The sequence below is a fragment of the Altibacter sp. HG106 genome (assembly GCF_028561755.1).
Taxonomy (GTDB): domain Bacteria; phylum Bacteroidota; class Bacteroidia; order Flavobacteriales; family Flavobacteriaceae; genus DFVG01.
This window is the reverse complement of record NZ_JAQQTD010000003.1, coordinates 233,636-255,330: the sequence shown is the minus strand read 5'-3', so window position 1 is coordinate 255,330 and position 21,695 is coordinate 233,636. Positions and strand designations below refer to the sequence as shown.

Annotated in this window: 22 protein-coding genes and 1 tRNA gene; 9 read left to right on the top strand and 14 right to left on the bottom strand. The window is 42.6% G+C overall.

From position 1 onward, the window contains the following. Positions 1 to 50: 50 nt before the first annotated feature. From PO830_RS06470 to PO830_RS06460, 3 genes are read right to left on the bottom strand one after another with little or no spacing between them, the layout of a single operon-like run. Positions 51 to 683, bottom strand: coding sequence for a response regulator (locus PO830_RS06470; protein ID WP_272852721.1), 633 nt, complete (start codon positions 681 to 683; stop codon positions 51 to 53). Further along, a complete protein-coding gene (locus PO830_RS06465) occupies positions 680 to 2,701 on the bottom strand; it encodes a tetratricopeptide repeat-containing sensor histidine kinase (RefSeq protein WP_272852720.1) in 2,022 nt (673 codons plus the stop codon). Before PO830_RS06465 ends, PO830_RS06470 begins: the two co-directional genes overlap by 4 nt. A gap of 53 nt (positions 2,702 to 2,754) precedes the next feature. Continuing rightward, a complete protein-coding gene (locus tag PO830_RS06460; RefSeq protein WP_272852719.1) occupies positions 2,755 to 3,195 on the bottom strand; it encodes a retropepsin-like aspartic protease family protein in 441 nt (146 codons plus the stop codon). A gap of 43 nt (positions 3,196 to 3,238) precedes the next feature. On the opposite strand from PO830_RS06460, the gene PO830_RS06455 reads away from it, so the two are divergent. From PO830_RS06455 to PO830_RS06420, 8 genes are all read left to right on the top strand, one after another. Beyond that, positions 3,239 to 4,003: a TatD family hydrolase gene (locus PO830_RS06455; protein WP_272852718.1), complete on the top strand. Its 765-nt coding sequence runs from the start codon at positions 3,239 to 3,241 to the stop codon at positions 4,001 to 4,003. Then, positions 4,004 to 5,032: an asparaginase gene (locus tag PO830_RS06450; RefSeq protein ID WP_272852717.1), complete on the top strand. Its 1,029-nt coding sequence runs from the start codon at positions 4,004 to 4,006 to the stop codon at positions 5,030 to 5,032. It abuts the gene before it with no gap. A gap of 49 nt (positions 5,033 to 5,081) precedes the next feature. After that, positions 5,082 to 5,169: transfer RNA gene (locus PO830_RS06445), tRNA-Ser, on the top strand. Between the two features lie 741 nt (positions 5,170 to 5,910). Further along, positions 5,911 to 6,714, top strand: coding sequence for a MotA/TolQ/ExbB proton channel family protein (locus PO830_RS06440; protein WP_272852716.1), 804 nt, complete (start codon positions 5,911 to 5,913; stop codon positions 6,712 to 6,714). 27 nt (positions 6,715 to 6,741) lie between these two features. Next, entirely contained in the window at positions 6,742 to 7,170 is a 429-nt protein-coding gene (locus PO830_RS06435) for a hypothetical protein (RefSeq protein WP_272852715.1), read from the top strand. Positions 7,171 to 7,172: 2 nt separating this feature from the next. Next, positions 7,173 to 7,799: an ExbD/TolR family protein gene (locus tag PO830_RS06430; RefSeq protein ID WP_272852714.1), complete on the top strand. Its 627-nt coding sequence runs from the start codon at positions 7,173 to 7,175 to the stop codon at positions 7,797 to 7,799. A gap of 19 nt (positions 7,800 to 7,818) precedes the next feature. Then, positions 7,819 to 8,292, top strand: coding sequence for an ExbD/TolR family protein (locus tag PO830_RS06425; protein ID WP_272852713.1), 474 nt, complete (start codon positions 7,819 to 7,821; stop codon positions 8,290 to 8,292). A gap of 85 nt (positions 8,293 to 8,377) precedes the next feature. After that, positions 8,378 to 9,103 (top strand): porin family protein, encoded by a 726-nt coding sequence (locus PO830_RS06420; RefSeq protein WP_272852712.1) that lies wholly within the window; start codon positions 8,378 to 8,380, stop codon positions 9,101 to 9,103. Here PO830_RS06420 and PO830_RS06415 read toward each other — a convergent pair. From PO830_RS06415 to pyrH, 7 genes are all read right to left on the bottom strand, one after another. Next, entirely contained in the window at positions 9,098 to 9,703 is a 606-nt protein-coding gene (locus PO830_RS06415) for a hypothetical protein (RefSeq protein ID WP_272852711.1), read from the bottom strand. The genes PO830_RS06420 and PO830_RS06415 overlap by 6 nt on opposite strands. After that, a complete protein-coding gene (gene rpoN, locus PO830_RS06410; RefSeq protein WP_272852710.1) occupies positions 9,703 to 11,157 on the bottom strand; it encodes an RNA polymerase factor sigma-54 in 1,455 nt (484 codons plus the stop codon). The genes PO830_RS06415 and rpoN overlap by 1 nt, the downstream gene beginning before the upstream one ends. A 94-nt stretch (positions 11,158 to 11,251) precedes the next feature. Further along, the gene (asnS, locus tag PO830_RS06405; RefSeq protein WP_272852709.1) at positions 11,252 to 12,694 is read right to left on the bottom strand and encodes an asparagine--tRNA ligase; all 1,443 of its coding nucleotides are present in this window, start codon (positions 12,692 to 12,694) and stop codon (positions 11,252 to 11,254) included. A 62-nt stretch (positions 12,695 to 12,756) separates the two neighbouring features. Next, complete coding sequence (locus tag PO830_RS06400) at positions 12,757 to 15,156, bottom strand: efflux RND transporter permease subunit (protein ID WP_272852708.1); 2,400 nt, start codon at positions 15,154 to 15,156, stop codon at positions 12,757 to 12,759. A gap of 63 nt (positions 15,157 to 15,219) precedes the next feature. Further along, positions 15,220 to 16,485, bottom strand: a complete 1,266-nt coding sequence (locus tag PO830_RS06395) for a DUF5686 family protein (protein WP_272852707.1) — start codon at positions 16,483 to 16,485, stop codon at positions 15,220 to 15,222. 76 nt (positions 16,486 to 16,561) lie between these two features. Further along, positions 16,562 to 17,116: a ribosome recycling factor gene (gene frr, locus PO830_RS06390; RefSeq protein WP_272852706.1), complete on the bottom strand. Its 555-nt coding sequence runs from the start codon at positions 17,114 to 17,116 to the stop codon at positions 16,562 to 16,564. A 103-nt stretch (positions 17,117 to 17,219) separates the two neighbouring features. Beyond that, positions 17,220 to 17,927, bottom strand: coding sequence for a UMP kinase (gene pyrH / locus PO830_RS06385; protein WP_272852705.1), 708 nt, complete (start codon positions 17,925 to 17,927; stop codon positions 17,220 to 17,222). A 97-nt stretch (positions 17,928 to 18,024) separates the two neighbouring features. On the opposite strand from pyrH, the gene PO830_RS06380 reads away from it, so the two are divergent. Next, positions 18,025 to 18,729: a spondin domain-containing protein gene (locus PO830_RS06380; protein ID WP_272852704.1), complete on the top strand. Its 705-nt coding sequence runs from the start codon at positions 18,025 to 18,027 to the stop codon at positions 18,727 to 18,729. Positions 18,730 to 18,795: 66 nt separating this feature from the next. On the opposite strand, the gene tsf is transcribed toward PO830_RS06380, so the two are convergent. The 4 genes from tsf to rplM form a co-directional block, all read right to left on the bottom strand. Then, positions 18,796 to 19,620 (bottom strand): translation elongation factor Ts, encoded by an 825-nt coding sequence (gene tsf, locus PO830_RS06375; protein ID WP_272852703.1) that lies wholly within the window; start codon positions 19,618 to 19,620, stop codon positions 18,796 to 18,798. Between the two features lie 96 nt (positions 19,621 to 19,716). After that, positions 19,717 to 20,595 carry a 30S ribosomal protein S2 gene (rpsB, locus tag PO830_RS06370; RefSeq protein WP_272852702.1) on the bottom strand — a complete coding sequence of 293 codons (879 nt, stop codon included), beginning with the start codon at positions 20,593 to 20,595 and terminating at the stop codon, positions 19,717 to 19,719. 173 nt (positions 20,596 to 20,768) lie between these two features. After that, positions 20,769 to 21,155: a 30S ribosomal protein S9 gene (gene rpsI, locus PO830_RS06365; protein ID WP_272852701.1), complete on the bottom strand. Its 387-nt coding sequence runs from the start codon at positions 21,153 to 21,155 to the stop codon at positions 20,769 to 20,771. Next, positions 21,155 to 21,610, bottom strand: coding sequence for a 50S ribosomal protein L13 (rplM, locus tag PO830_RS06360; RefSeq protein ID WP_272852700.1), 456 nt, complete (start codon positions 21,608 to 21,610; stop codon positions 21,155 to 21,157). Before rplM ends, rpsI begins: the two co-directional genes overlap by 1 nt. Positions 21,611 to 21,695 lie beyond the last annotated feature (85 nt).

Here is a 21,695-nt window from a genome sequence, read left to right as displayed (position 1 = left end):
TTTTTCAATACGAGTAAATACGTGGAAACACGTAAATTCTAAAATTTTTGTTAAATCAGCTTCCCGTGATTCTCTTTGGCCCAGATCAATAAGCTATTTGTTTTGGGTTCCAACTGCAATTTATTGATGATGTTGCTTCGGTGCTTTTCAACCGTTCGGTGGGAGATAAATAAAATAGAAGCAATTTCTTTATTGGTCTTATCGCTGGCAATCAGTTTCAGAATTTTTTTCTCAGAAGGTGTCAGCGCCGTAAGCGAATCATTGTCGAGCAGGTCTTCTCCTAGTAATTCTTTGATCTTCGGACTGAAGAACGGCTGATTTTTAGATACGTTGTCAATGCAGGTTTCGATCTCTTCAATAGCAAATTCTTTCAGAATATAACCAAATACATTGAGCTCCTGAGCGGCGTGATACAGTTCTTTCTCTTTGTGGAATGTAATAAAGACAATCTTCGTTTTTAGTTCTTGGTCTCGCACTTTCCGGGCGACGTCAATACCCGACATTCCCGGCATTTGTATATCCAACACCGCAATTTGAGGCTGCTTGTCCAGAATCAATTGGAAGGCTTCCCGACCATTGCAGGCGCTGCCAATGAGGTTGTATTTCTTCTCAAGTAAAAAATCATTCAATCCTTTTAAAAGTAAAGGATGGTCGTCTGCTGTTATGATGGATGGCTGATTCACACCGTTGGAATTTTAAATTCTATTTCTGTTCCCGTCCCGTGTTTGGAATAGATTTTCATTTGCCCGTTGAGAAATTTGGTTCGTTCTAACAAGGTTTTAAGTCCGAGAGAACGAATGTTTTTATATTTCTCGTTGAAGTCAAATCCAACTCCATTGTCTTTAATTACGATACGTACATTATTTTTAAAGCGTTCTACGGAAACCTTGCCGGCTTCGGCTTTGGCGTGTTTGATGATGTTGCTCAAACTTTCTTGTACGATGCGATAGATATTCACTTCTTGTTCGGGGTTGAAGAGGTTGTCGATATTGTCAATTTCCGAAGAGACAAATAAAGACGTATTCTCATCCACTTGCTTCAAGGTAAATTCCAGGGCTTTAGTGATCCCCATTTCTTGCAATTGAAAGGGATGGAGGTCTCTGGAGATCGCCCGAACTTCTTCGATAGTTGCATCAACCATCGCTTTGGTTTCCTTATCCCCTTGAGTGAAGAGTTTGTTTTTAATGAGTAACAGCTGCTGTCCCAGTCCGTCGTGAAGATCCTTAGAAATTCGTTTGCGTTCGTTCTCTTGTGAGATAAGTAAGGCCTGACTGAATCGTTCTTGTAGCGATTTCGTATTCTTTAAATGGCGTTGGTTTCTGAAAAGCAATAGTACGCCAAAGGCCAGGATCATTACGATGCTCACAAAGGTCACCAACTTTTTAAAATTAGAATTGTCCTTCGCGAGCAACTGAATGCGCGTGTTCTTCGCCATAAGCTCTCGCGTAGTTCGCTCTGTCTCATAGAGTGTTTGGTAATAGGCGAGCGCATTGGCGGTAGTTTTGTTGTACATAGAAACCCGTAGCGAATCGTATTTGGTTAAATAGCGCAGACTCTCTTGGTAATTTTTATTGGCTTCGTGGGTTTCATGTAGGAGTTTGTAGGACTGTAAGATGTCGTCCTCATACTCAACCTGCAGGACGTTTTCAAGTTTTTTTTCGGCGTAGGCGACAGCCGACCGTATTCTGCCAGTCGCCATAGCATGATGGGCTTTGGCACCGTAGTAATAGGATTTATTTTGCGGACTTTTACCAGAGGCACTGTAAATCTCTTCGATAGTTATCAAGAATTTTTGAGCTTCCTCCAGGTCTCCGATGTCGCTATAATATTCCAGTAAGGCACTGTACAACATGATCTTGATGTTGGGTGTCACATCGCGTTCGGGGAGGTTTTGCATCGTTTCATACGACTTAAGCAAATACTCTAAGTTTTTTCGGTGGTCCCCCAGTTTCTTGTAGTCCAATGCCTGATTGTAATAGGAGGTGGTAAGGTGTTTTGTGAGATCTAGATTCTTGTATTTTTCAATGCTCAGGTTTCTTTCAGAAATAGCTTTCTCATAAAAGCCATTCATGCTGAACATCACTACAATTCCTTGCTGGGCATGGAGCATGTATTCGTAATCTTTCAAATTTTCGAAGTAGGCATAGGCGCGATGAAAACTTTCCGCAGCGGGAACAAATTTCCCGAGGTTAGAATAGGCCTGTCCTAAAAAGAGGTAAGCGTCTGCCACATATAACGAATCTTGTACACCATAATTTTCGATTGCTAACTTATAATCGGATACCGCTTCGTTAAGATCGAAGTCAAACTGTGCGCCCCCGCGTTTTAAATACAAGCTTCCTAACAGGAAGGAATCTTTGATCTGATACTTCCGGGCGATAAAGCTATTGGTGAGTTTTAAGGTGGTTTCGGGCTGATTCTTTTGTTTGGTAAATATGTTGGAGATCCGAATTACCCTGCGCGCGGCAGCCTCAATACTATCCAGTTGCTTGGCCAGTTCAATATATTCTAAGGTGTAGTAGGTATACGCATCTACGTCCTGGTCCTTATAAATCATTCCTAAGGAATCTAATGCTTGAAGTCGTTCTACAGGGTCCTGAGAGTTCTTCACCAACAATTTTAATGATTCGGCTCGATCTTGAGCCCATGCCGAAGTAATCATAGCACAAGCAATCAGCACATATGTGAAGGTCGTTTTCACGAAGATGGATTCTAGAAATATATCGTAAAAGTAACTTTTTTTACGAGAACTACTCATTTTAAGTACAATACGTTTCTTCCGTAGTCAATTACCGCACGATGCTTTTTAAGGAGGTCGGCTCCAAGGATTCCATCCACGTTTCCTTCCTCAGCTTGTGCCAGAGCTTGATTGACGTGAGTAAGGTCAAATATAACGACTTCCACATTGCGAATCGACTTATCACCGATGCGCAGTTGGTTGCTACGGGCCAATTGGGTATGCATATTGATTGCCCCGGCTCCCGCTGCTTTTATCTCGCTCTCCTCCTGTTGTAGGTTGAATTTTTTGGCCTGCGCGGCGCCTATGCAACTGGAGGAGGCGCCGGTATCGATAATGAATACACCCGGTACCTTGTTGACGAACACCTCACATTTATAATGTCCGGTAGCGAGTTTTTGTAAAGGAATGCGATAAAAGCCCTGAGCTTCTAAAAAGTGGCGAAGATCTGTTTTCATAGAATTATGCAAAGATAGCTAACAAAATAATTAGCTTTGCAGCATGTTAACAGATACCCATACCCACTTATACAGCGAGGCGTTTGATGAGGACCGAAACGACATGATGCAACGCGCTCTGGACAACGGTGTGAAGCGGTTTTTTATTCCGGCCATTGACAGCTCATACACCAATCGTATGTATGCCTTAGAACGCGATTTTCCAGAACGTGTTCACTTGATGATGGGATTGCATCCCACCTCGGTGAAAGAAAATTATGAGGAAGAACTGCGTCATGTGGAAGCGCAGTTTGAAGCGAGAAAGTTTATTGCGGTTGGGGAAATTGGCATTGATCTCTATTGGGATAAAAGTACTCTGGGGATACAGCAGGAAGCCTTCAAACGGCAGATCGAACTTGCAAAATCGCATCAATTACCTATCGTTATTCATTGTCGAGATGCTTTCGATGAGGTGTTTGAGGTATTGGAGGAATGTAAGGATGAGAAGCTCTTCGGAATATTTCACTGCTTTACCGGTACCTACGAACAAGCACAACAAGCCCTAGGGTATCAGATGAAACTTGGGATTGGAGGGGTAGTTACCTTTAAAAATGGAAAGATCGATACCTTTCTCGATCAAATTCCGCTGAAGCATATTGTATTGGAAACCGATGCGCCGTATCTGGCTCCGGCTCCGTACCGTGGCAAACGTAATGAAAGTGCGTATTTAGACTATGTTTGTAAGAAAGTGGCGGAGATCTATCAACTTTCCGAAGCAGCAGTGGCAAAGCAAACTACAGAAAACTCAAAAGAACTATTTGGTATATAAATGAGTAAGACGCCTCGCATATTGTTAATCTATACCGGTGGAACCATCGGGATGATAAAGGATTTTGAAACAGGTGCACTACGGAACTTCAATTTCGACGAGCTTCTTGAACACATCCCTGAGTTAAAGTTATTGGATTGTGAAATTGAAACCACCAGTTTCGATACCCCTATTGATAGCTCTAATATGAGTCCGAGTTACTGGGTCGTGCTTGCCCAAATGATCGAAACAAATTATGAGGTCTTCGACGGCTTTGTGGTGTTACACGGCAGCGATACGATGTCCTATACCAGTTCGGCACTCAGTTTTATGTTAGAGAATCTGGCCAAGCCTGTGGTGTTTACAGGTTCGCAATTGCCCATTGGAGATTTGCGTACCGATGCCAAGGAGAATCTGATTACCTCCATTCAAATTGCCGCCTGGCGAGAAAAGAATCATCCCAAGGTTGCTGAGGTCTGTCTGTATTTTGAATACAAGTTGTACCGTGCGAATCGAACGACAAAGATGAATGCCGAACATTTTGAGGCCTTCAATTCTCCAAATTATCCTCCGTTGGCCGAGAGCGGAGTACATCTTCTGTTTAACGATGATGCCTTGTATCGGCCCAATCGCCGAAAGAAGCTAAAAGTGCATACGGCTTTAGAATCGAATGTGCTTCTCATCAAAATGTTTCCTGGGATGCGCCCTGAAACGATGGCGTACTTATGTGACTATCCTGAATTAGAAGGCGTTATTTTAGAGACGTACGGAAGCGGAAACGTGACCAACGAACCGTGGTTTTTGGCAGCCATTAAAAGTCTTATTTCAAAAGATATTCCGGTTATTAATGTGACGCAGTGTAGTGGTGGAAGTGTGGCAATGGGATTGTATGAAACTAGCGTCGGACTCAAAAAACTGGGGGTTATTTCGGGAAAGGACATGACCACTGAAGCCGCATTGGCCAAATTGATGTATTTATTGGGGCATGAAATTTCGGTGAGCAGTTTCAAAATGTTATTTGAAACTTCCTTACGAGGAGAAATCAGTTAATTCCTTTCAGGAACTCAAATTTTTTGCGAAATTTGTCGTCTTAATTTTTAGAGAGGTGGCCGAGTGGTCGAAGGCGCACGCCTGGAAAGTGTGTATACGCCAAAAGCGTATCGAGGGTTCGAATCCCTTCCTCTCTGCAACACCAAAAAGGAGAAACCCAAAATGTCCAAGCTTGCTTGAGTATTTTGGGTTTCGAGTTTTTGATAATTGCGAAGCAATTAGTGTTGACAGCTCCCACCCTGGGATCATCGAGCGAAGCGAGGTAATCCCGTGAAGGTTTACTTGAGTGTTTTTCTCGGGGCTTTTTTAAATCGCGTAGTGATTTGGTTGACAGTCCCTCACCCTGGGATCACCGAGCGAAGCGAGGTAATCCTGTAAAGGTTTCTTGCCCATTTTGGGTTTCGAGTTTTTGATAATTGCGAAGCAATTAGTGTTGACAGCTCCCCCTAGAGGTAATACCGGGACATTTGCCGGGGGATCTTGGGATATGATCTTCGGAAAAAATGAAACGCATTGATTTTGAGTCATTGTCAAGAAAAAACGAAGAAAGATGCTTTGGATTTAAGCATTAAAACCATGATTTGTGGAAAATGTTTATCGGGAATACCTTCTTAACTGATAAATGCAAGCATCCAATTTTAATTTACTGTAAATTCCCTAGGACACTTTTATATAATTTATATCTTAGCAGCCCTTGTTTTGGGTTTTCTTAGTGAAATGAGTCTTCAGAATCTCAAAATTAATGCGAATAAAGCGGATCGAAAACATCGCTGAAACCTAAGTATTTACTAAGTCTGTAATAATTTAATGTTGCAGATTAACCAAATAATTTTATATCTTTAAACCTTTAACTAAAACAAACTTTTAAGTCGATAGCAATGAAAAAATTATTTTCTATTATGGCAATGGCCGCAATGGTATTTGCAGGCACTTTAAACGCAAACGCAACTACTACCCAAACAATGCCAACCAACGTTCAATCGTTGTCTACAGCGGCAACCGTTTCAATTATTCAGGATGAAGAGGCTGCCAGCGGCGATGATAATCCAGGCTTTCACCAAGCGCTGAAACAACGTTTCATCGAAGGGGGTCCAGGATTTATGGGTATCGTATTACTGTGTTTAATTCTTGGACTAGCAATTGCTATCGAACGAATTATTTACCTTAACCTTTCTACCACAAATACCCGTAAACTAGCGGAAAATGTGGAAGATGCTTTGAATAGCGGTGGTATTGAAGCTGCGAAAGAAGTGTGTAGAAACACCAAAGGTCCTGTTGCCTCTATCTACTATCAAGGGCTGGATCGCGCCGATGAAAGCATTGAAGCTGCAGAGAAAGCGGTAGTAGCTTACGGAGGGGTTCAAATGGGACAACTCGAAAAGAACGTTTCTTGGATTTCATTGTTTATCGCATTAGCACCGATGCTTGGTTTCATGGGTACGGTAATTGGTATGATTTTGGCGTTCGATAAGATTGAAGCTGCCGGTGATATGAACCCTTCGTTAGTAGCAGGGGGTATTAAAGTAGCACTGTTAACTACAGTATTTGGTCTTATTGTTGCGATCATCCTTCAGATCTTCTACAACTACATTATCGCGAAAATCGATAGTATTGTAAACAGTATGGAAGATGCTTCTATAACATTAATTGATATGTTGGTAGATTACAAAAACAAAAAGTAACAGTAACCCCTAAAACACACCATTACTATGGCTTTGCATAAAATTTTAAAAATAGTTGCACTTCTGCTTGGCGTTGCTGGGGTTATTTTCCTCGGAATGATCATCGCCAAAGGAGATGAGGCAATAAAAGCAACCGGTGAAGGGGTTGACGGGATTATGTACGTGGCGTACGTTATTTTTGCTCTCGTGTTACTCTTTGTGGTTGTATTTGTACTCAAAGGAATATTCGCAGGCGATCTCAAGAAAACCTTGATGTCTGTGGGCGCCTTTGCACTCATTGTGGTAATCGCTTACGTCCTTGCAGACGGAGTGGAAACCGAACTTCGTGAAGGCGGAATGCTTTCTGCGAGTGGTTCGAAATGGGTAGGAACCGGCTTGTATACTTTCTACATCCTAGCCATTTTGGCTATTGGAGCGATGGTATTTAGCGGAATTAAGAAAATGACAACTCGATAAGAATGGCTAGACGATCAACACCTGAAGTAAATGCAGGATCTATGGCAGACATCGCGTTTCTGCTCCTTATCTTTTTCTTGGTAACCACCACGATAGAGAAGGACAAAGGAATCGCGAGACAATTGCCTCCCCCTGAACCTCCCAATGATGAGGATGTTATCATAAAAGAGAAAAACTTGTTCATCGTAAACGTGAACAAGGATGATCAACTCCTTGTGGAAGAAGAATTGATGGAGTTGAAAGACTTGCGTCAAGCAGCCATCGATTTTATCGACAACGGTGGCGCGCCTTCCGGTACGGCAGAGTATTGTGCTTTCTGTAAAGGAGCTCGTTCTCCAGAGTCTTCAGATAATCCTAATAAAGCGGTGATTTCGGTTCAAAACGACCGACTTACCTCTTATGAAATGTACATTGCGGTTCAGAACGAACTGGTGGCGGCTTATAATTTCTTACGAGACCGTGAAGCCCAACGGATGTACGGATGGAAATTTACTGAGATGAAACGCGCGATCGATGAAGGAGAAATCTCAGGATCGAAAGCCGAAGACATTCAGGAAAAACTGGAAAGTGTTCAGCAGATGATTCCGTTGAAGCTCTCTGAAGCAGAACCCAAAAAACGGGGCGAATAACCTTTATATAAATTAGACTATGTCAAAATTTAAAAAGAAAAAAAGCGGAGAACTTCCAGCGATTTCAACGGCATCGTTGCCCGATATCGTATTCATGCTTTTGTTCTTCTTCATGGTGGTAACGGTACTGCGTGAGAACAATTTACTAGTTCAGCAGGAATTACCGAAAGGAGATCAGGTAGAAAAGCTGAAAAAAGACCGTTCTATCTTTATTTATGCCGGGAAGCCTAGCTCTCAGTATCAAGATAAATACGGTACCGAAGGAAAAATCCAAATAGGTGATAAGTACACCGATATCGACAATATCAAATTTGCTTTGAACGAACTTCGTGCGCAATTGCGCCCGGAACTTCAAGATAAGGTAATGGTAGCACTAAAAGTAGATAACGAAACCAACACAGGTTTGGTTTCGGATATCAAACAAGAACTACGAGATTTGAACATGTTGAAGATAATTTACATTACCTCACCAGGTAATCAGTTAGAGAATTAATACATTCATTGCACAAAAAAACGCCTTGATTTTTCAAGGCGTTTTTTTATACACGTATTTTATATTTTCCCGTTATCTTTATCCTATGCAGAAGTACAAACTCATATGGTTGTTGAGTACTCTTTTCCTATTAGTGCCTTTTTTTTGTTCGGCACAAGAGGAGGAAGATGAGGATGTCATTCCAATAGCAGAAAGGGATTCCTTATACCGAGAAGATCAATTTTACTTTTCTGCGACCTACAATCTAATTTTGAATGTACCTTCCAATGTTAACTTACGAGGCCTCTCAGGTGGGATCAATTTCGGGTATTTACGCGATATGCCACTCAACCAACGTCGCAATGTAGCACTTGCCGTGGGCGCCGGAGTCTCATTCAATCGCTACGGCCAAAATTTATTTATCGGAGAAGATCAAAATGAGAATACGATCTTTCAGGTAGTAGATGAAAATGAGATTCCCTACGACTTTAACCGTTTTAGTACGGCTACTGTAGAGATGCCTATAGAGTTCCGTTGGCGCACTTCCACGTCAAAATCCTTTAAATTTTGGCGCATTTATGGGGGTATTAAGTTGGGCTATACCTATTGGTACAAGGCACGCTTTATGCAACCCGGAAACGATGTTGTTCAAACCGACATCCCCGAATTCAATCCCTTTCACATTGGCGCTACACTGAGCTTTGGCTATAGCACGTTTAATATTCGAGCGTACTATCAAATCACTCCGTTTTTTGAAGACGCACAGGTAGCTTCTGGTGCTTCCGTAGCCTTCCGAACCCTTCGCTTGGGAATTATATTCTATATCCTATAACCAGAAATTAAGCAATATGAGCTGTGGTAGGAGTCCGATACAAAATCCAACACTCAACTCCTGATACGTGTGGGCACCGGCATGCAGTCGGGCCGTGGCGACCAAACCATTCAGTAGAAAAAACAAGGCAATCCACAACAGCATATTGATTTTAAAGTGAATGCTCAACGCGATGAGGAACATGGTAATTCCAGCGATCCCCATTTGATGTAAACTGACTTTAATCGAAAAGAAGACCATGACCAGGGCTGTCATCGCCGAGAACAGTATGCCCACAAAGAAATAATTGAGTTCCGGCGTTTCATAAGGATCAAAGACCAATTTGATGATGAGAAGCAAGAGAAGACATTGTATCATTAACGGGACCTTCCGTTCTTTCGCCATTCGTAGATGAATGGAGTCTACGACCCCCATGTTCTTCAGTAAAAAAAAGCTAACAATCGGAATAAAAATGGTAATAATTGCCACCGCGAAGGCCTTGGCTTGTACCACTTCCCACTCTACATATCGAGGGGTCATGCCGAAATAAAGTAAGGTTCCCAGCAACGGCATCAGCAAGGGATGAAAAACATAACTGGATGCGCGTAACAAAAGGTTCATTAAATTTCTTTGCGAAGTCTGGCGACAGGGATATCGAGCTGTTCTCGGTACTTGGCAACCGTTCGGCGGGCGATGGGATAACCTTTATCCTTCAGTATCTTGGCCAATTTATCATCAGTGAGCGGTTTCTTTTTGTTTTCTTCGGAAACCGTAATTTCTAGGATCTTTTTGATCTCGCGTGTAGAAACATCTTCTCCCTGATCGTTCTTCATTGATTCGCTGAAAAACTCCTTGATAAGCTTCGTTCCGTAGGGTGTATCCACATATTTACTATTGGCAACTCGTGACACGGTAGATACATCCATATGAATGGTATCTGCGATGTCCTTTAAGATCATTGGTTTCAATTTTCGCTCATCTCCCGTCATGAAGTATTCATACTGATGTTGCATGATGGCGTTCATGGTGACCCAAAGAGTTTGTTGTCGTTGTTTGATAGCATCTATAAACCATTTCGCAGCATCCAACTTCTGCTTGATAAAGAGCACCGCATCTTTCTGTGATTTTGAGCGCTCTTTCGCCGCTTTGTACCCTTTCAGCATATTGGTGTATTCTCTGGAAACATGCAACTCGGGTGCGTTTCTTCCGTTGAGCGTCAATTGTAATTCCCCGTCTTCTATTTTAATGGCAAAATCGGGCACCACGTGTTCTACCATGCGCGTATTTCCCGAATATGTTCCTCCTGGTTTTGGGTTGAGTCCTTCAACTTCATGAATGGCGTTTCGCAATTCATCTTCCGTTATGTCGAATTTTGAAAGGAGCTTTTTGTAATGTTTTTTGGTAAAGTGGTCAAAAGCATCATTGATTATGTCCATAGCAAGAGAAACCGCAGGCGTCTCGCGCTTTCGTTCAAGTTGTAAGCGCAGGCATTCTTGCAAGTTTCGGGCACCCACTCCGGCAGGATCCAGATCATGCACCGTGCGTAAGACTTCTTCAATTTTTTCTTCGGAAGTATATACATTTTGCGTGAAAGCAAGATCGTCCACAATGTCTTGAAGGTCCCGCCGGATGTAACCACTTTCATCAATACTCCCTACCAGAAAGCGAGCGATCTCTTCTTCCTCTTCACTCAAGCGATAGGTGTTAAGTTGTTTTAATAAGTGTTGATTAAAGGAAACCCCTGAAGCGTAAGGTATTTGCTTGTCCTCGTCGTCGGAACTATAGTTATTGGCGGCTAACTTATAACTTGGAATCTCGTCATCACTCAAATATTCGTCAACGTCGATTTCGGTTTCGATCACTTCCGAATCTTGCTCGTAATCATCGGTATTATCAAAATCATCGTCTAACGAATCTTTTTCTTCCTTTCCCTTTTCTAAAGCCGGGTTTTCTTCTAATTCCTGGGAAATACGCTGTTCGAATGCTTGCGTCGGCAATTGGATCAGTTTCATCAACTGAATTTGCTGCGGCGAGAGCTTCTGAGAGAGCTTAAAATTAAGTTGTTGTTTGAGCATAATGACGCGTATTCCGTAGCTATAAATGTAACAAAAACCGCCTAGTTTCCGCAGAAAGCAAGGCGATTTAATATAAGCTTATGATTTATTAATTCTAGAATTCTGCGTTCCCTGGTGTACGTGGATAAGGGATCACGTCACGGATATTACCCATGCCCGTAGCAAACTGTACCAGACGCTCAAAACCAAGGCCAAAACCACTATGAACGGCAGTACCAAACTTGCGCAGTTCTAAATACCACCACAGTTCTTCTTCTGGAATATCCATTTGCTCCATCTTCGATTTAAGCACGTCGTAACGTTCTTCTCGTTGCGAGCCTCCCACAATTTCGCCGATTCCTGGGAATAAGACATCCATGGCACGAACGGTCTTTTCGTCTTCATTCAAGCGCATATAAAAAGCCTTAATGGTCGCGGGATAATCAAATAGAATCACGGGACATTTGAAATGTTTTTCTACCAAGAAACGTTCGTGTTCACTTTGCAGATCGGCTCCCCAGGCATCAATGGGGTACTTGAATTTCTTCTTTTTGTTGGGCTTGCTATTTTTTAAAATATCAATGGCTTCCGTGTAGCTCACGCGTTTAAAGTTATTGTCTACCACAAAGTGTAGTTTTTCCCGCAAGGTCATCTCACTTCGTTCGTTTTGCGGTTTCGATTTTTCTTCTTGAAGCAGTCGGTTTTCTAAAAACTCTAAATCGTCGGCACAATGTTCTAGAACGTACCGCAACACGTATTTTATAAAATCTTCGGCCAGATCCATATTGTCCGCCAGATCGTAGAAGGCTACTTCTGGCTCGATCATCCAGAATTCCGCCAGGTGACGCGAAGTATTCGAGTTTTCTGCCCGAAATGTAGGTCCGAATGTATACACTTTTCCCAGTCCCATGGCAAAGGTTTCGGCCTCCAGTTGTCCACTTACGGTAAGATTGGTTTCCTTTCCGAAGAAATCCTTTTTGAAATCGATGTCTCCATCTTCGGTCGTTGGCGGGTTTTCGAGGCTTAGATTAGAAACCCGAAACATTTCTCCTGCACCTTCTGCATCACTGCCGGTAATAATGGGCGTGTGCATATAATAAAATCCGTTCTTCTGAAAGTATTCATGTACCGCAAACGATAATTTTGAGCGCATGCGCATCACGGCACCGAAGGTGTTGGTTCGCACCCGCAAATGTGCCTGTTCCCGTAATTTCTCCAGGCTATGTCGCTTGGGCGATAAAATGGTTTTCTTCACTTCTTCAGGATCAGCTACTCCCAGCACCTCAAGCGATGAAACCTGGATTTCTACTGCTTGTCCGCTTCCTTGGCTTTCTACCAACACACCAGTGACGGCGATAGCAGCGCCTGTGGTTATTTTTTTCAGAAGCGCTTCCTCAAAATTATCATAGTCTACAACGCATTGAAGATTGTGTAACGTCGAGCCGTCATTTAACGCAATAAATCGGTTGCTTCGGAAGGAGCGTACCCATCCTCTTACATTAACTTCGATTAAGGAAGGGTCACTCTGCAATAAGGTGGCGATATCCTGATAGTTCATTACCATACAATTTTAGAGGGGTAAAGATACTTTTTTTATGCTGCAAATAAAATGTATGGATTCTAAGAATCTCCGTCTTCTTCCTCTTCTTTTCCCGGTAGGATTTGAAGCGCTGGTTTACGCAGCGTCTCTTTGTTAGCGATACTTCGCTCCAACGATAGTAACAACGAAGGAAGAAGTAATAGATTGGCCAACATGGCAAAGAGCAGGGTGGCCGAAACCAAGGCTCCTAAGGCGACGGTACCCCCAAAACTGGAAATAGTGAATACGGAAAAACCAAAAAACAGCACAATGGAAGTATAGAACATACTAACCCCAGTTTCTCGTAGGGCTGCATAAACCGATTTTTTAATACGCCACTTATTGCTAATAAGCTCTTGCCGATACTTTGCGAGGAAGTGAATAGTATCATCTACCGAGATCCCAAAGGCGATGCTAAACACCAAAATCGTGGACGGCTTAATGGGAACGCCCAAAAAGCCCATCAATCCTGCTGTAATGATAAGGGGTAGCAAGTTTGGAATAAGCGACACCAAAATCATTCGAAAACTTCGAAACATCCAGGCCATGAATAGGGCGATAAGCAGCACCGCAAGTGATAAGGAAAGGACCAGGTTATTCACCAAATATTTCGTTCCTTTTTGGAACACCAGCGCTTTGCCCGTCACGGAAACATCGTAGCGATCGGGAGGAAAAATCTTGTTAATTTCTGCGGTAAGATCCTCTTCGATTCGGTCGAAGCGCTCGGTTCCGGTATCCTTCATAAAGGTAGTCATGCGGGCGTACTGTCCGGTGGTATCTACATAACTTTGAAGGAGGTTGGTGTCTTGTGCGCTCCCCTTGGCATACGAAAGGATAAAGGTGCGGTCCTGACTGTTCGGCAACTGATAGTATTCAGGATTGTTGTTGTAGTAGGCTTGCTTTGAAAACTTCACCAGATTAACAATGGAAATCGATTTTGAAAACTCGGGTAATTCCTCCAGATACGTCTGAAGCGATTCCATGCGTTTCAAGGTAGCAAGTTTCATAACGCCCTTCTTCCGTTTTGTGTCCACGAGAATCTCGAGCGGCATTATTCCTTCAAATTCCTGTTCAAAGAAGGTGATATCTTTAAAGAACGGCTTCTTTTTGGGCATGTCTTCAATGATACTCCCCGATATTTTAATGTTGTAAATGCCAATAATACCGGCGCTTAACAAGAGCACGGAAACGGCATAAATGGCCACGCGATGCTCTTTTACCATTTTCTCCATCCAATCCACAAAACTGCCGATCCAACGCTTATTGAGGTGTTTTAGGTGTTTGTACTTCGGAATTGCCATGTAGCTATAGACAATCGGAATGATGAACAGGCTCAACAAGAAAATAACCAAAATATTGATGGAAGCTACAATACCAAATTCCGATAATAGCTTACTGTTAGTAAGAATAAAGGTGGCAAACCCGGAAGCCGTGGTTACGTTGGTCATCAAGGTAGCATTTCCCACTTTGGCGATCACGCGTTGCAGTGATTTCGCTTGGTTTCCGTGTTGCTTGATCTCTTGCTGGTATTTGTTGATCAGGAAAATACAGTTGGGAATTCCAATAACAATAATGAGCGGCGGAATGAGCGCTGTAAGAACCGTAATCTCGTAGTGTAGCAGTCCTAAAATTCCGAAGGACCACATCACTCCAATGATAACGGTAACCATCGAAATCAAGGTCGCTCTTACTGAACGAAAGAAAAAGAAGAAAATCAACGAAGTAACGGCCAAGGCGGCCCCGATAAACCATCCAATTTCGTCGATAATATTTTGAGAATTGAGGGTTCGAATATAGGGCATACCACTGGTACGAACTTCGATACCAGTTGCTGCTTCAAACGCCTCAATTTCGGGGATCAGTGTCGAGACAATAAAATCTTTTCGTGCGGGCGTATTAACAATATCCTTTTTCAAATAGACCGCGGTACGCACGGCTTTTTTACTGGGGCTATAGACCAGGCCTTCATAAAAGGGCATTTTGTAAAAGAGCTCCTGCTGAAACTTTTCCAGACCCTTGTCGGTCCAAATACTGTCGCTTGCAATAGGTGTCAGTTCGAATGCGGCGGTGTCTTGGCGCTTCTGAAGTTTCTGAAGATTCCCCAGCGAGAGCGTTAGATCTACTTCATCATAGGTGTTCAGGGAGGCGCTCAGTTCGTTCCAGGCCGTAAAGTTTTTTGGTGTGAACAGTAAACTGTCTTTAACGCCCAACACAATTAAATTTCCTTCTTCTCCGAACGTATTCAAAAATCGTTCGTATTCAAGGTTGATTTCGTGATCATCGGGCAGAAGATTTGCCTCTGTGTAGGTAAACCGCATGTGTTTCCACTGGAGGGCCATAAAAACCGTACAGGCAGCGATAGCTACCAATATCAACGTTCTATTCCGAAGAATAAACCGTGCCACGACACTCCAAAAACCAATACTAAAAAGCTTCTCCACAACCAGTTCCTTAAGGCGGGGCAAAGGTACTAATTCCGTTTCGGTAAACGGATGCTAAGCAACTTATAATTTTAGATAGAAGGTAAATTTGAAAGAGATATTATCTTCAAGGTCAGGTAAGTGATAATACCCATAGCGATACGCAAAACTGAGTCCGAAACCAAATAGCAGTTTATTGAGTTCGAAACCTGATTCTGAATAAAATTCTTCTAGCGTATTAAATGGAATCCCCAGATGCTGTTCGGGATTATTGAGGTCGCCCCAGGCATGACGGGTAATGAACACCAGTTCGGGTCGAAAGCGCTCTGAAATGTTGAAGCGGCGAAGGCTGTGCTTAATTTGTAAGGTGGCGAGTCGATCTGAAAAAAACTCTCCAAAATACATGGTTTCGAAACTTCGGCGGCCCGCGACCGAGAAACGTTGTAGGATCTCGTCTTTAGTGGGACTATTGGGGTAGGCGTGAAATAAATGGGTGAGTGGTGTGTCACCAAAGGCAATATCCCCTTCTAACAAGAAGTTGGTCGAGGTGAGGTTCGTGCGTTTCACATAATAATCTAGCTTCAGACCCAGCTTGGTGTAATTAAAATCGCTACCGGTAATACCTTTAATACCCTGAGTCACCTGCGCGCTAATCTTCGGAAACCCATCAAAATATTCCACTAGACCGTCTTCTCTTGTAAAAAAATCGCGTTTCGGACTGATTCGGATCGAGGCGGTTACTTCTGAAAGTTCGTAATTTCTGAAGATACCGCCGTCATTCAGAAAAATGTAATTTTCAATGTTTTCAATGCGGCTCCGCCCGAAGCGCAATTCCGATAAAATTCGTGGTGTAAATTCGTGTTGCACATTGGTTTGCCAGGTACGATGCTTATAAAATTGGGTGACATTCACCAAACGGGGCTCGAACACCGAGTACACTCTGGCGTCGGTTAAATACGCAAAAGATCCTATTTCCCGAATGTCATCGATATAATACAGGTTGATCCAGGTGTTAGATTCTTTGCGAACGCGAACACTTCCGCCAAGACTAAACTTGATGTCATCGTCTTTGAAGCCGTAGGCAAAATGACCTCCAAATTTGAAATGATCTGAAAGCTTTTCGTTGGTAACACCACCTACTCCTAATCGTAAGCCTTCATAGTTATTGTATTTAACAAGATAACGCAGGTCTACATCGAAGAAACTGATGGGAAAGAAGCCTGTGTTAAATGGACTCTCTTTTTTTGGTGTCTGTGTGTTTGTGCTGTCTTCAGCGATTTGTATCGCTGGTTCCTGCGCCCAGAGCATGCTTGATGCGAAACAACAAAGAACAAGTAAAAGGGGACGCATTCGAATGGCTATGGTAGTTTGGGTAAAGGTATAAAGAAAGCGGCTAGAAGCCGCTCTCTTTAAGGATATATTATGTTTAGACCTTCATGATCTCTTTTTCTTTTGCTTCCAGAATGGCGTCTATACGAGCAATGTGTTTATCGGTCATTTCTTGAATATCAATCTCCAGATTTTTCTTCATATCATCTGAAGCTTCCAATTCTTTAATATCTTGATTTGCCGTTTTGCGATCATTACGTACGCCTATTTTTGCTTCTTCGGCTTCTGCTTTGGCTTGTTTCACCAATTCTTTTCTTCGCTCTTCCGTTAGTGGAGGCACATTAATAATAACGCTTTCTCCATTATTCTGTGGATTGAACCCTAAATTGGCAATTTGAATGCCTCGTTCAATATCGGGAATTAAAGATTTTTCCCAGGGTTGAATCGAGATCGTCATGCCGTCGGGGGTATTCACGTTAGCCACCTGATTCAGCGGAGTTGGCGTTCCGTAGTAATCTACTTTCACACTACTCACCATTGAAGGGGATGCCTTTCCGGCACGGATGTTCACCAATTGCTTTTCCAAATGCTTGATGGCATTATCCATCGCTTCGCGCGTACCATCAATTATAAGTGCTATTTCTTCTTCCATAGTATGTTGTTAATCTAAAGGTTCTTTCGTTTTGTCTTCCCGTATTTCTGGGACGACCCATTCAAAAATATTACAAAAAGAATGCCTAATCGTTTACGCTAAGTTACAAATTTACTTTGGTACCAATTTTCTCTCCGGAAACCACCTTCAGAAGATTTCCTTTGGTGTTCATATCGAAGACAATAATGGGTAATCTATTTTCCTGACTTAGCGTAAAGGCAGTGGTATCCATTACTTTTAACCCCTTGCTCAGCACGTCGTCGAAACTGATAAAGTCAAATTTAGTAGCACCCTTATCTTTTTCCGGATCGCTAGAATAAATACCATCTACGCGTGTGCCTTTCAGAATCACATCGGCATCGATCTCGATGGCACGAAGAACAGCGGCAGAATCGGTTGTAAAATAGGGGTTGCCGGTTCCTCCTCCAAAGATCACTACACGCCCTTTTTCCAAGTGCCTAATGGCTTTTCTTCGGATGAAGGGTTCTGCCACTTCATTGATCTTGATGGCGCTTTGCAGCCGCACCTGGATGCCAGAATCTTCTAAAGCACTTTGCAAGGCCAAGCCGTTGATCACCGTGGCGAGCATTCCCATATGGTCCCCTTGAACGCGATCCATCCCTTTACTAGCCCCCGCGACACCTCGAAAAATATTTCCACCTCCAATGACGATAGCGACTTCAACTCCACGATCTGTAATCTGTTTTATCTCACTTGCATAGTCGTGAAGCCTTTCAGGGTCTATTCCGTAGCTTCGAGATCCCATTAGGGCTTCTCCGGAGAGCTTCAATAAGATTCTATTGTATTGCATAAGGTGCCATTTTCTGCAAATATAAAGGTAATTTTTCGACTATACTTCCGTTATTTCCTTGAGAACTTTTATTTTTATTCCTTACAAAAAACGTATTATGAAAAAGATTTTAAAGACAACTTTACTATTGGCATTCATGGGATGCGCAGTTTCCTGTTCTAATGATGATGACACTCCGAATACTGGTGGCGATGGAGATGGAATGCAAAATATTCAAGCTACCTATTTGGTAACATTTACTCCGAATTTCACTGATACCGCATTCCCAGATGATTACCCAAGCAATCCTATGTTTAGTGGAATGGTTTTGGCGGTTCACGGTGAGGATAAAGCGATATTTCAGCCGGGAACACTTGCGAGCGATGCACTTCGTGTTTTTGCGGAAGAAGGAGAATCGTCTGATTTGGTGTCTGATTTACGAATGTCTGGAGATGAAGACTCCGTAGATTTCTTGGTGTCAACATATCCTCAGAGCGAGGGACCTACCACCGCACAAAGTGTTACCGTAACTATTGATCCAGATCATACGGCGATAAGCTTTGTTTCCTCCTTACTTCCCAGTCCGGATTGGTTCGTAGGAATTAACACCGTAAGTATGATTGAAAGTACCAATTCTTTATATGATGAGTTAACGGTTAATGTTGTGGCCTATGATGCCGGAACCGATAGTGGTACAACATATGATTCTAGTGATATGCCAACAACGCCACAGGATCCTATACGACTTATTGAATCAGCTCCACTTGGTGGAGGAGTAGGTGCTGTGATTGGTACGCTTCGATTTGAACGAAACGATCTGTAGTCACGCGACCAATGAAACTAAAAAAGCCCGCTAATTAGCGGGCTTTTTTAGTTTTTAGAAGGTCATTTACTCAATCGCTACGCGTTTGAATCCAACTACTTCTACATCTTTTCCAAGGGTAGCCACATATTCGGATACCGATTGTTTGTTGTCTTTAATAAAAGCTTGATTTACCAAGGTGTTATCCTTAAAGAAGCGCTTTAGTTTTCCTTTAGCGATGTTGTCCAACATTTCTTCAGGCTTTCCTTCTTGGCGCAATTGGTCTTTAGCGATTTCGATTTCCTTTTCAACCACCGAGGCGTCAACACCTTCTTCGTTAAGGGCAATCGGATTCATAGCAGCCGCTTGCATGGCCACATCTTTAGCAACGTCGGCAGCACCGTCTACGCTTTTAGAAAGACCGGTAAGTACTGCGATCTTATTTCCGGCGTGGATGTAAGATCCTACGAAGGGAGCTTCTAAGGTTTCAAAAGCTCCAATTTCAATCTTCTCACCGATAACTCCGGTTTGTTCCGTCAATTTTTCCTGAACGGTCATACCTTTATAGTTTGCGGCAAGAAACGCATCTTTAGATCCTGCTTCAAGAGCAATTCCCGCTAAATCATGTGCTAGCGAAACGAAATCGTCGTTTTTCGCTACGAAGTCGGTTTCACAATTTAAAGAAATGATGACACCTTTGTTGGCATCGTCATTCACGGTTGCGATAGCGGCTCCTTCGCTAGAATCGCGATCGGCACGCTTAGCAGCTACTTTTTGTCCTTTTTTACGTAGAATTTCAATTGCTTTATCGAAGTCACCATCCGCTTCGACCAATGCTTTTTTACAGTCCATCATACCGGCACCGGTAGATTTTCTTAGTTTATTAACTTCTGCAGCGGTTATTTTTGCCATTGCTTTTTGTTTTTAAATATTAGTAGAAAAAGTCGTTCCAGGAATTTCGCAAAGAAACACATAGAACGACTTTGTCATATTAAGTGATTGTTATGTTTACTCTTCTTCGTTGGTTGCTTTTTCTAAAGTCTCTTTTTTAGACTCCAACTTCACAGGCTTCTTAGCTTCTTTCATAGCCTTCTTGTCTTCAGCATCTTTAGAAGGAACTTCAGCAGCCGTTACTTTCTTACGCGCTGATTTTTTCGGTGCTTTTTTCTCCTCATCGCCACTGTCTTCAGATTTTCCAGCCTTGCGTTCTTGCAATCCTTCTATGATCGCTCCGGAAACACTTCCGATGATCTTTTCGATAGATTTAGACGCATCATCATTAGATGGAATAGCGTAGTCGATCTCACGAGGATCACTATTCGTATCCACCATAGCGAATATTGGAATGTTCAATTTCTGCGCTTCTTTTACAGCGATATGCTCACGTGTAGTATCCACGATAAACAAAGCGCCTGGTAGACGGCTCATGTCGCTAATGGACCCTAAGTTCTTTTCTAATTTTGCGCGAAGACGACTTACTTGAAGGCGTTCTTTCTTAGAAAGCGTGTCGAAGGTTCCATCTTGCTTCATGCGGTCAATAGAAGCCATTTTCTTTACCGCCTTACGGATGGTAACGAAGTTGGTTAACATACCTCCTGGCCAACGCTCTGTGATGTAGGGCATATTGGCGTTCTTAGCATGTTCTGAAACGATGTCTTTTGCTTGCTTTTTAGTTGCCACAAAAAGTACTTTACGGCCACTAGAAGCGATTTTTTTAAGCGCTTCGTTCGCTTCTTCCAGCTTCGCCGCTGTTTTGTACAAGTTGATAATGTGGATCCCGTTGCGCTCCATGTAGATATATGGGGCCATGTTCGGATTCCATTTGCGAGTGAGGTGTCCAAAATGCACCCCTGCGTCAAGTAATTCTTTGACTTCTTTGTTTGCCATTTTTGTAATAGTTTACGTTCTGTAAAGTAGTCGCAACCTCTCCAATGTTGGATTCAGGTTTAGATGCTAAACTAACTTTCTGCCTTGCGACAGAATAACAGCTTGATTAAAAATAAAATATGAACGAAATAGAATTCCCTGGAACCAAAGTTCCAAGGAATTCGAAAAAATAATTAACGTTTAGAGAACTGGAATTTCTTACGAGCTTTCTTCTGTCCGAATTTCTTACGCTCTACCATTCGTGGGTCACGCGTTAGCAATCCTTCGGGTTTTAAGATCCCTCGGTTTTCCTCGTTCAATTCGCACATCGCACGAGAAAGTGCCAGGCGAATTGCCTCTGCTTGTCCTGTAATACCTCCGCCAAATACGTTTACTGAAATGTCAAACGACTTTTCATTTTCGGTAAGCATTAAAGGTTGTTGTACTTTATAACGTAGCGTTGGCGTGGTGAAGTAGTTATCTAATTCACGACGGTTGATAGTGATGTTTCCTTTTCCTTCAGAAACATACACGCGTGCTACGGCTGTTTTTCTTCTTCCGATTTTGTGTATGGTATCCATTACTTGATGTCGTTGAGGTTAATTTTTTTAGGTTTTTGTGCTTCTTGACCGTGTTCTGCACCAGCATACACTTTCAAGTTTCTAAAAAGATCAGCTCCCAGACGATTCTTCGGAAGCATGCCCTTTACGGCTTTCTCGATTACCCGCTCTGGGTGTTTCGACTTCAATTCTTCTGCGCTCAGACTACGCTGACCGCCAGGATACCCGGTGTGACGGATATAGGTCTTATCCTGCCATTTCTTACCGGTAAGTTGAATTTTTTCTGCATTGATCACAATCACATTGTCTCCACAATCTACGTGTGGCGTGAAATATGGCTTGTGTTTTCCGCGAAGAAACTTAGCGACTTCGCTCGCAAGACGACCCAATGTTTGCCCGTCCGCATCTACCAACAACCATTCTTTAGTAACGGTCTCTTTGTTAGCGGATACTGTTTTGTAACTTAATGTGTCCATTTAGTTTTTTGTCCTAATAGTTAATACTCATTGTTATTTTTCCCTCAAAAAGGGCTGCAAATTTACAACTAAATATTTGAATTAC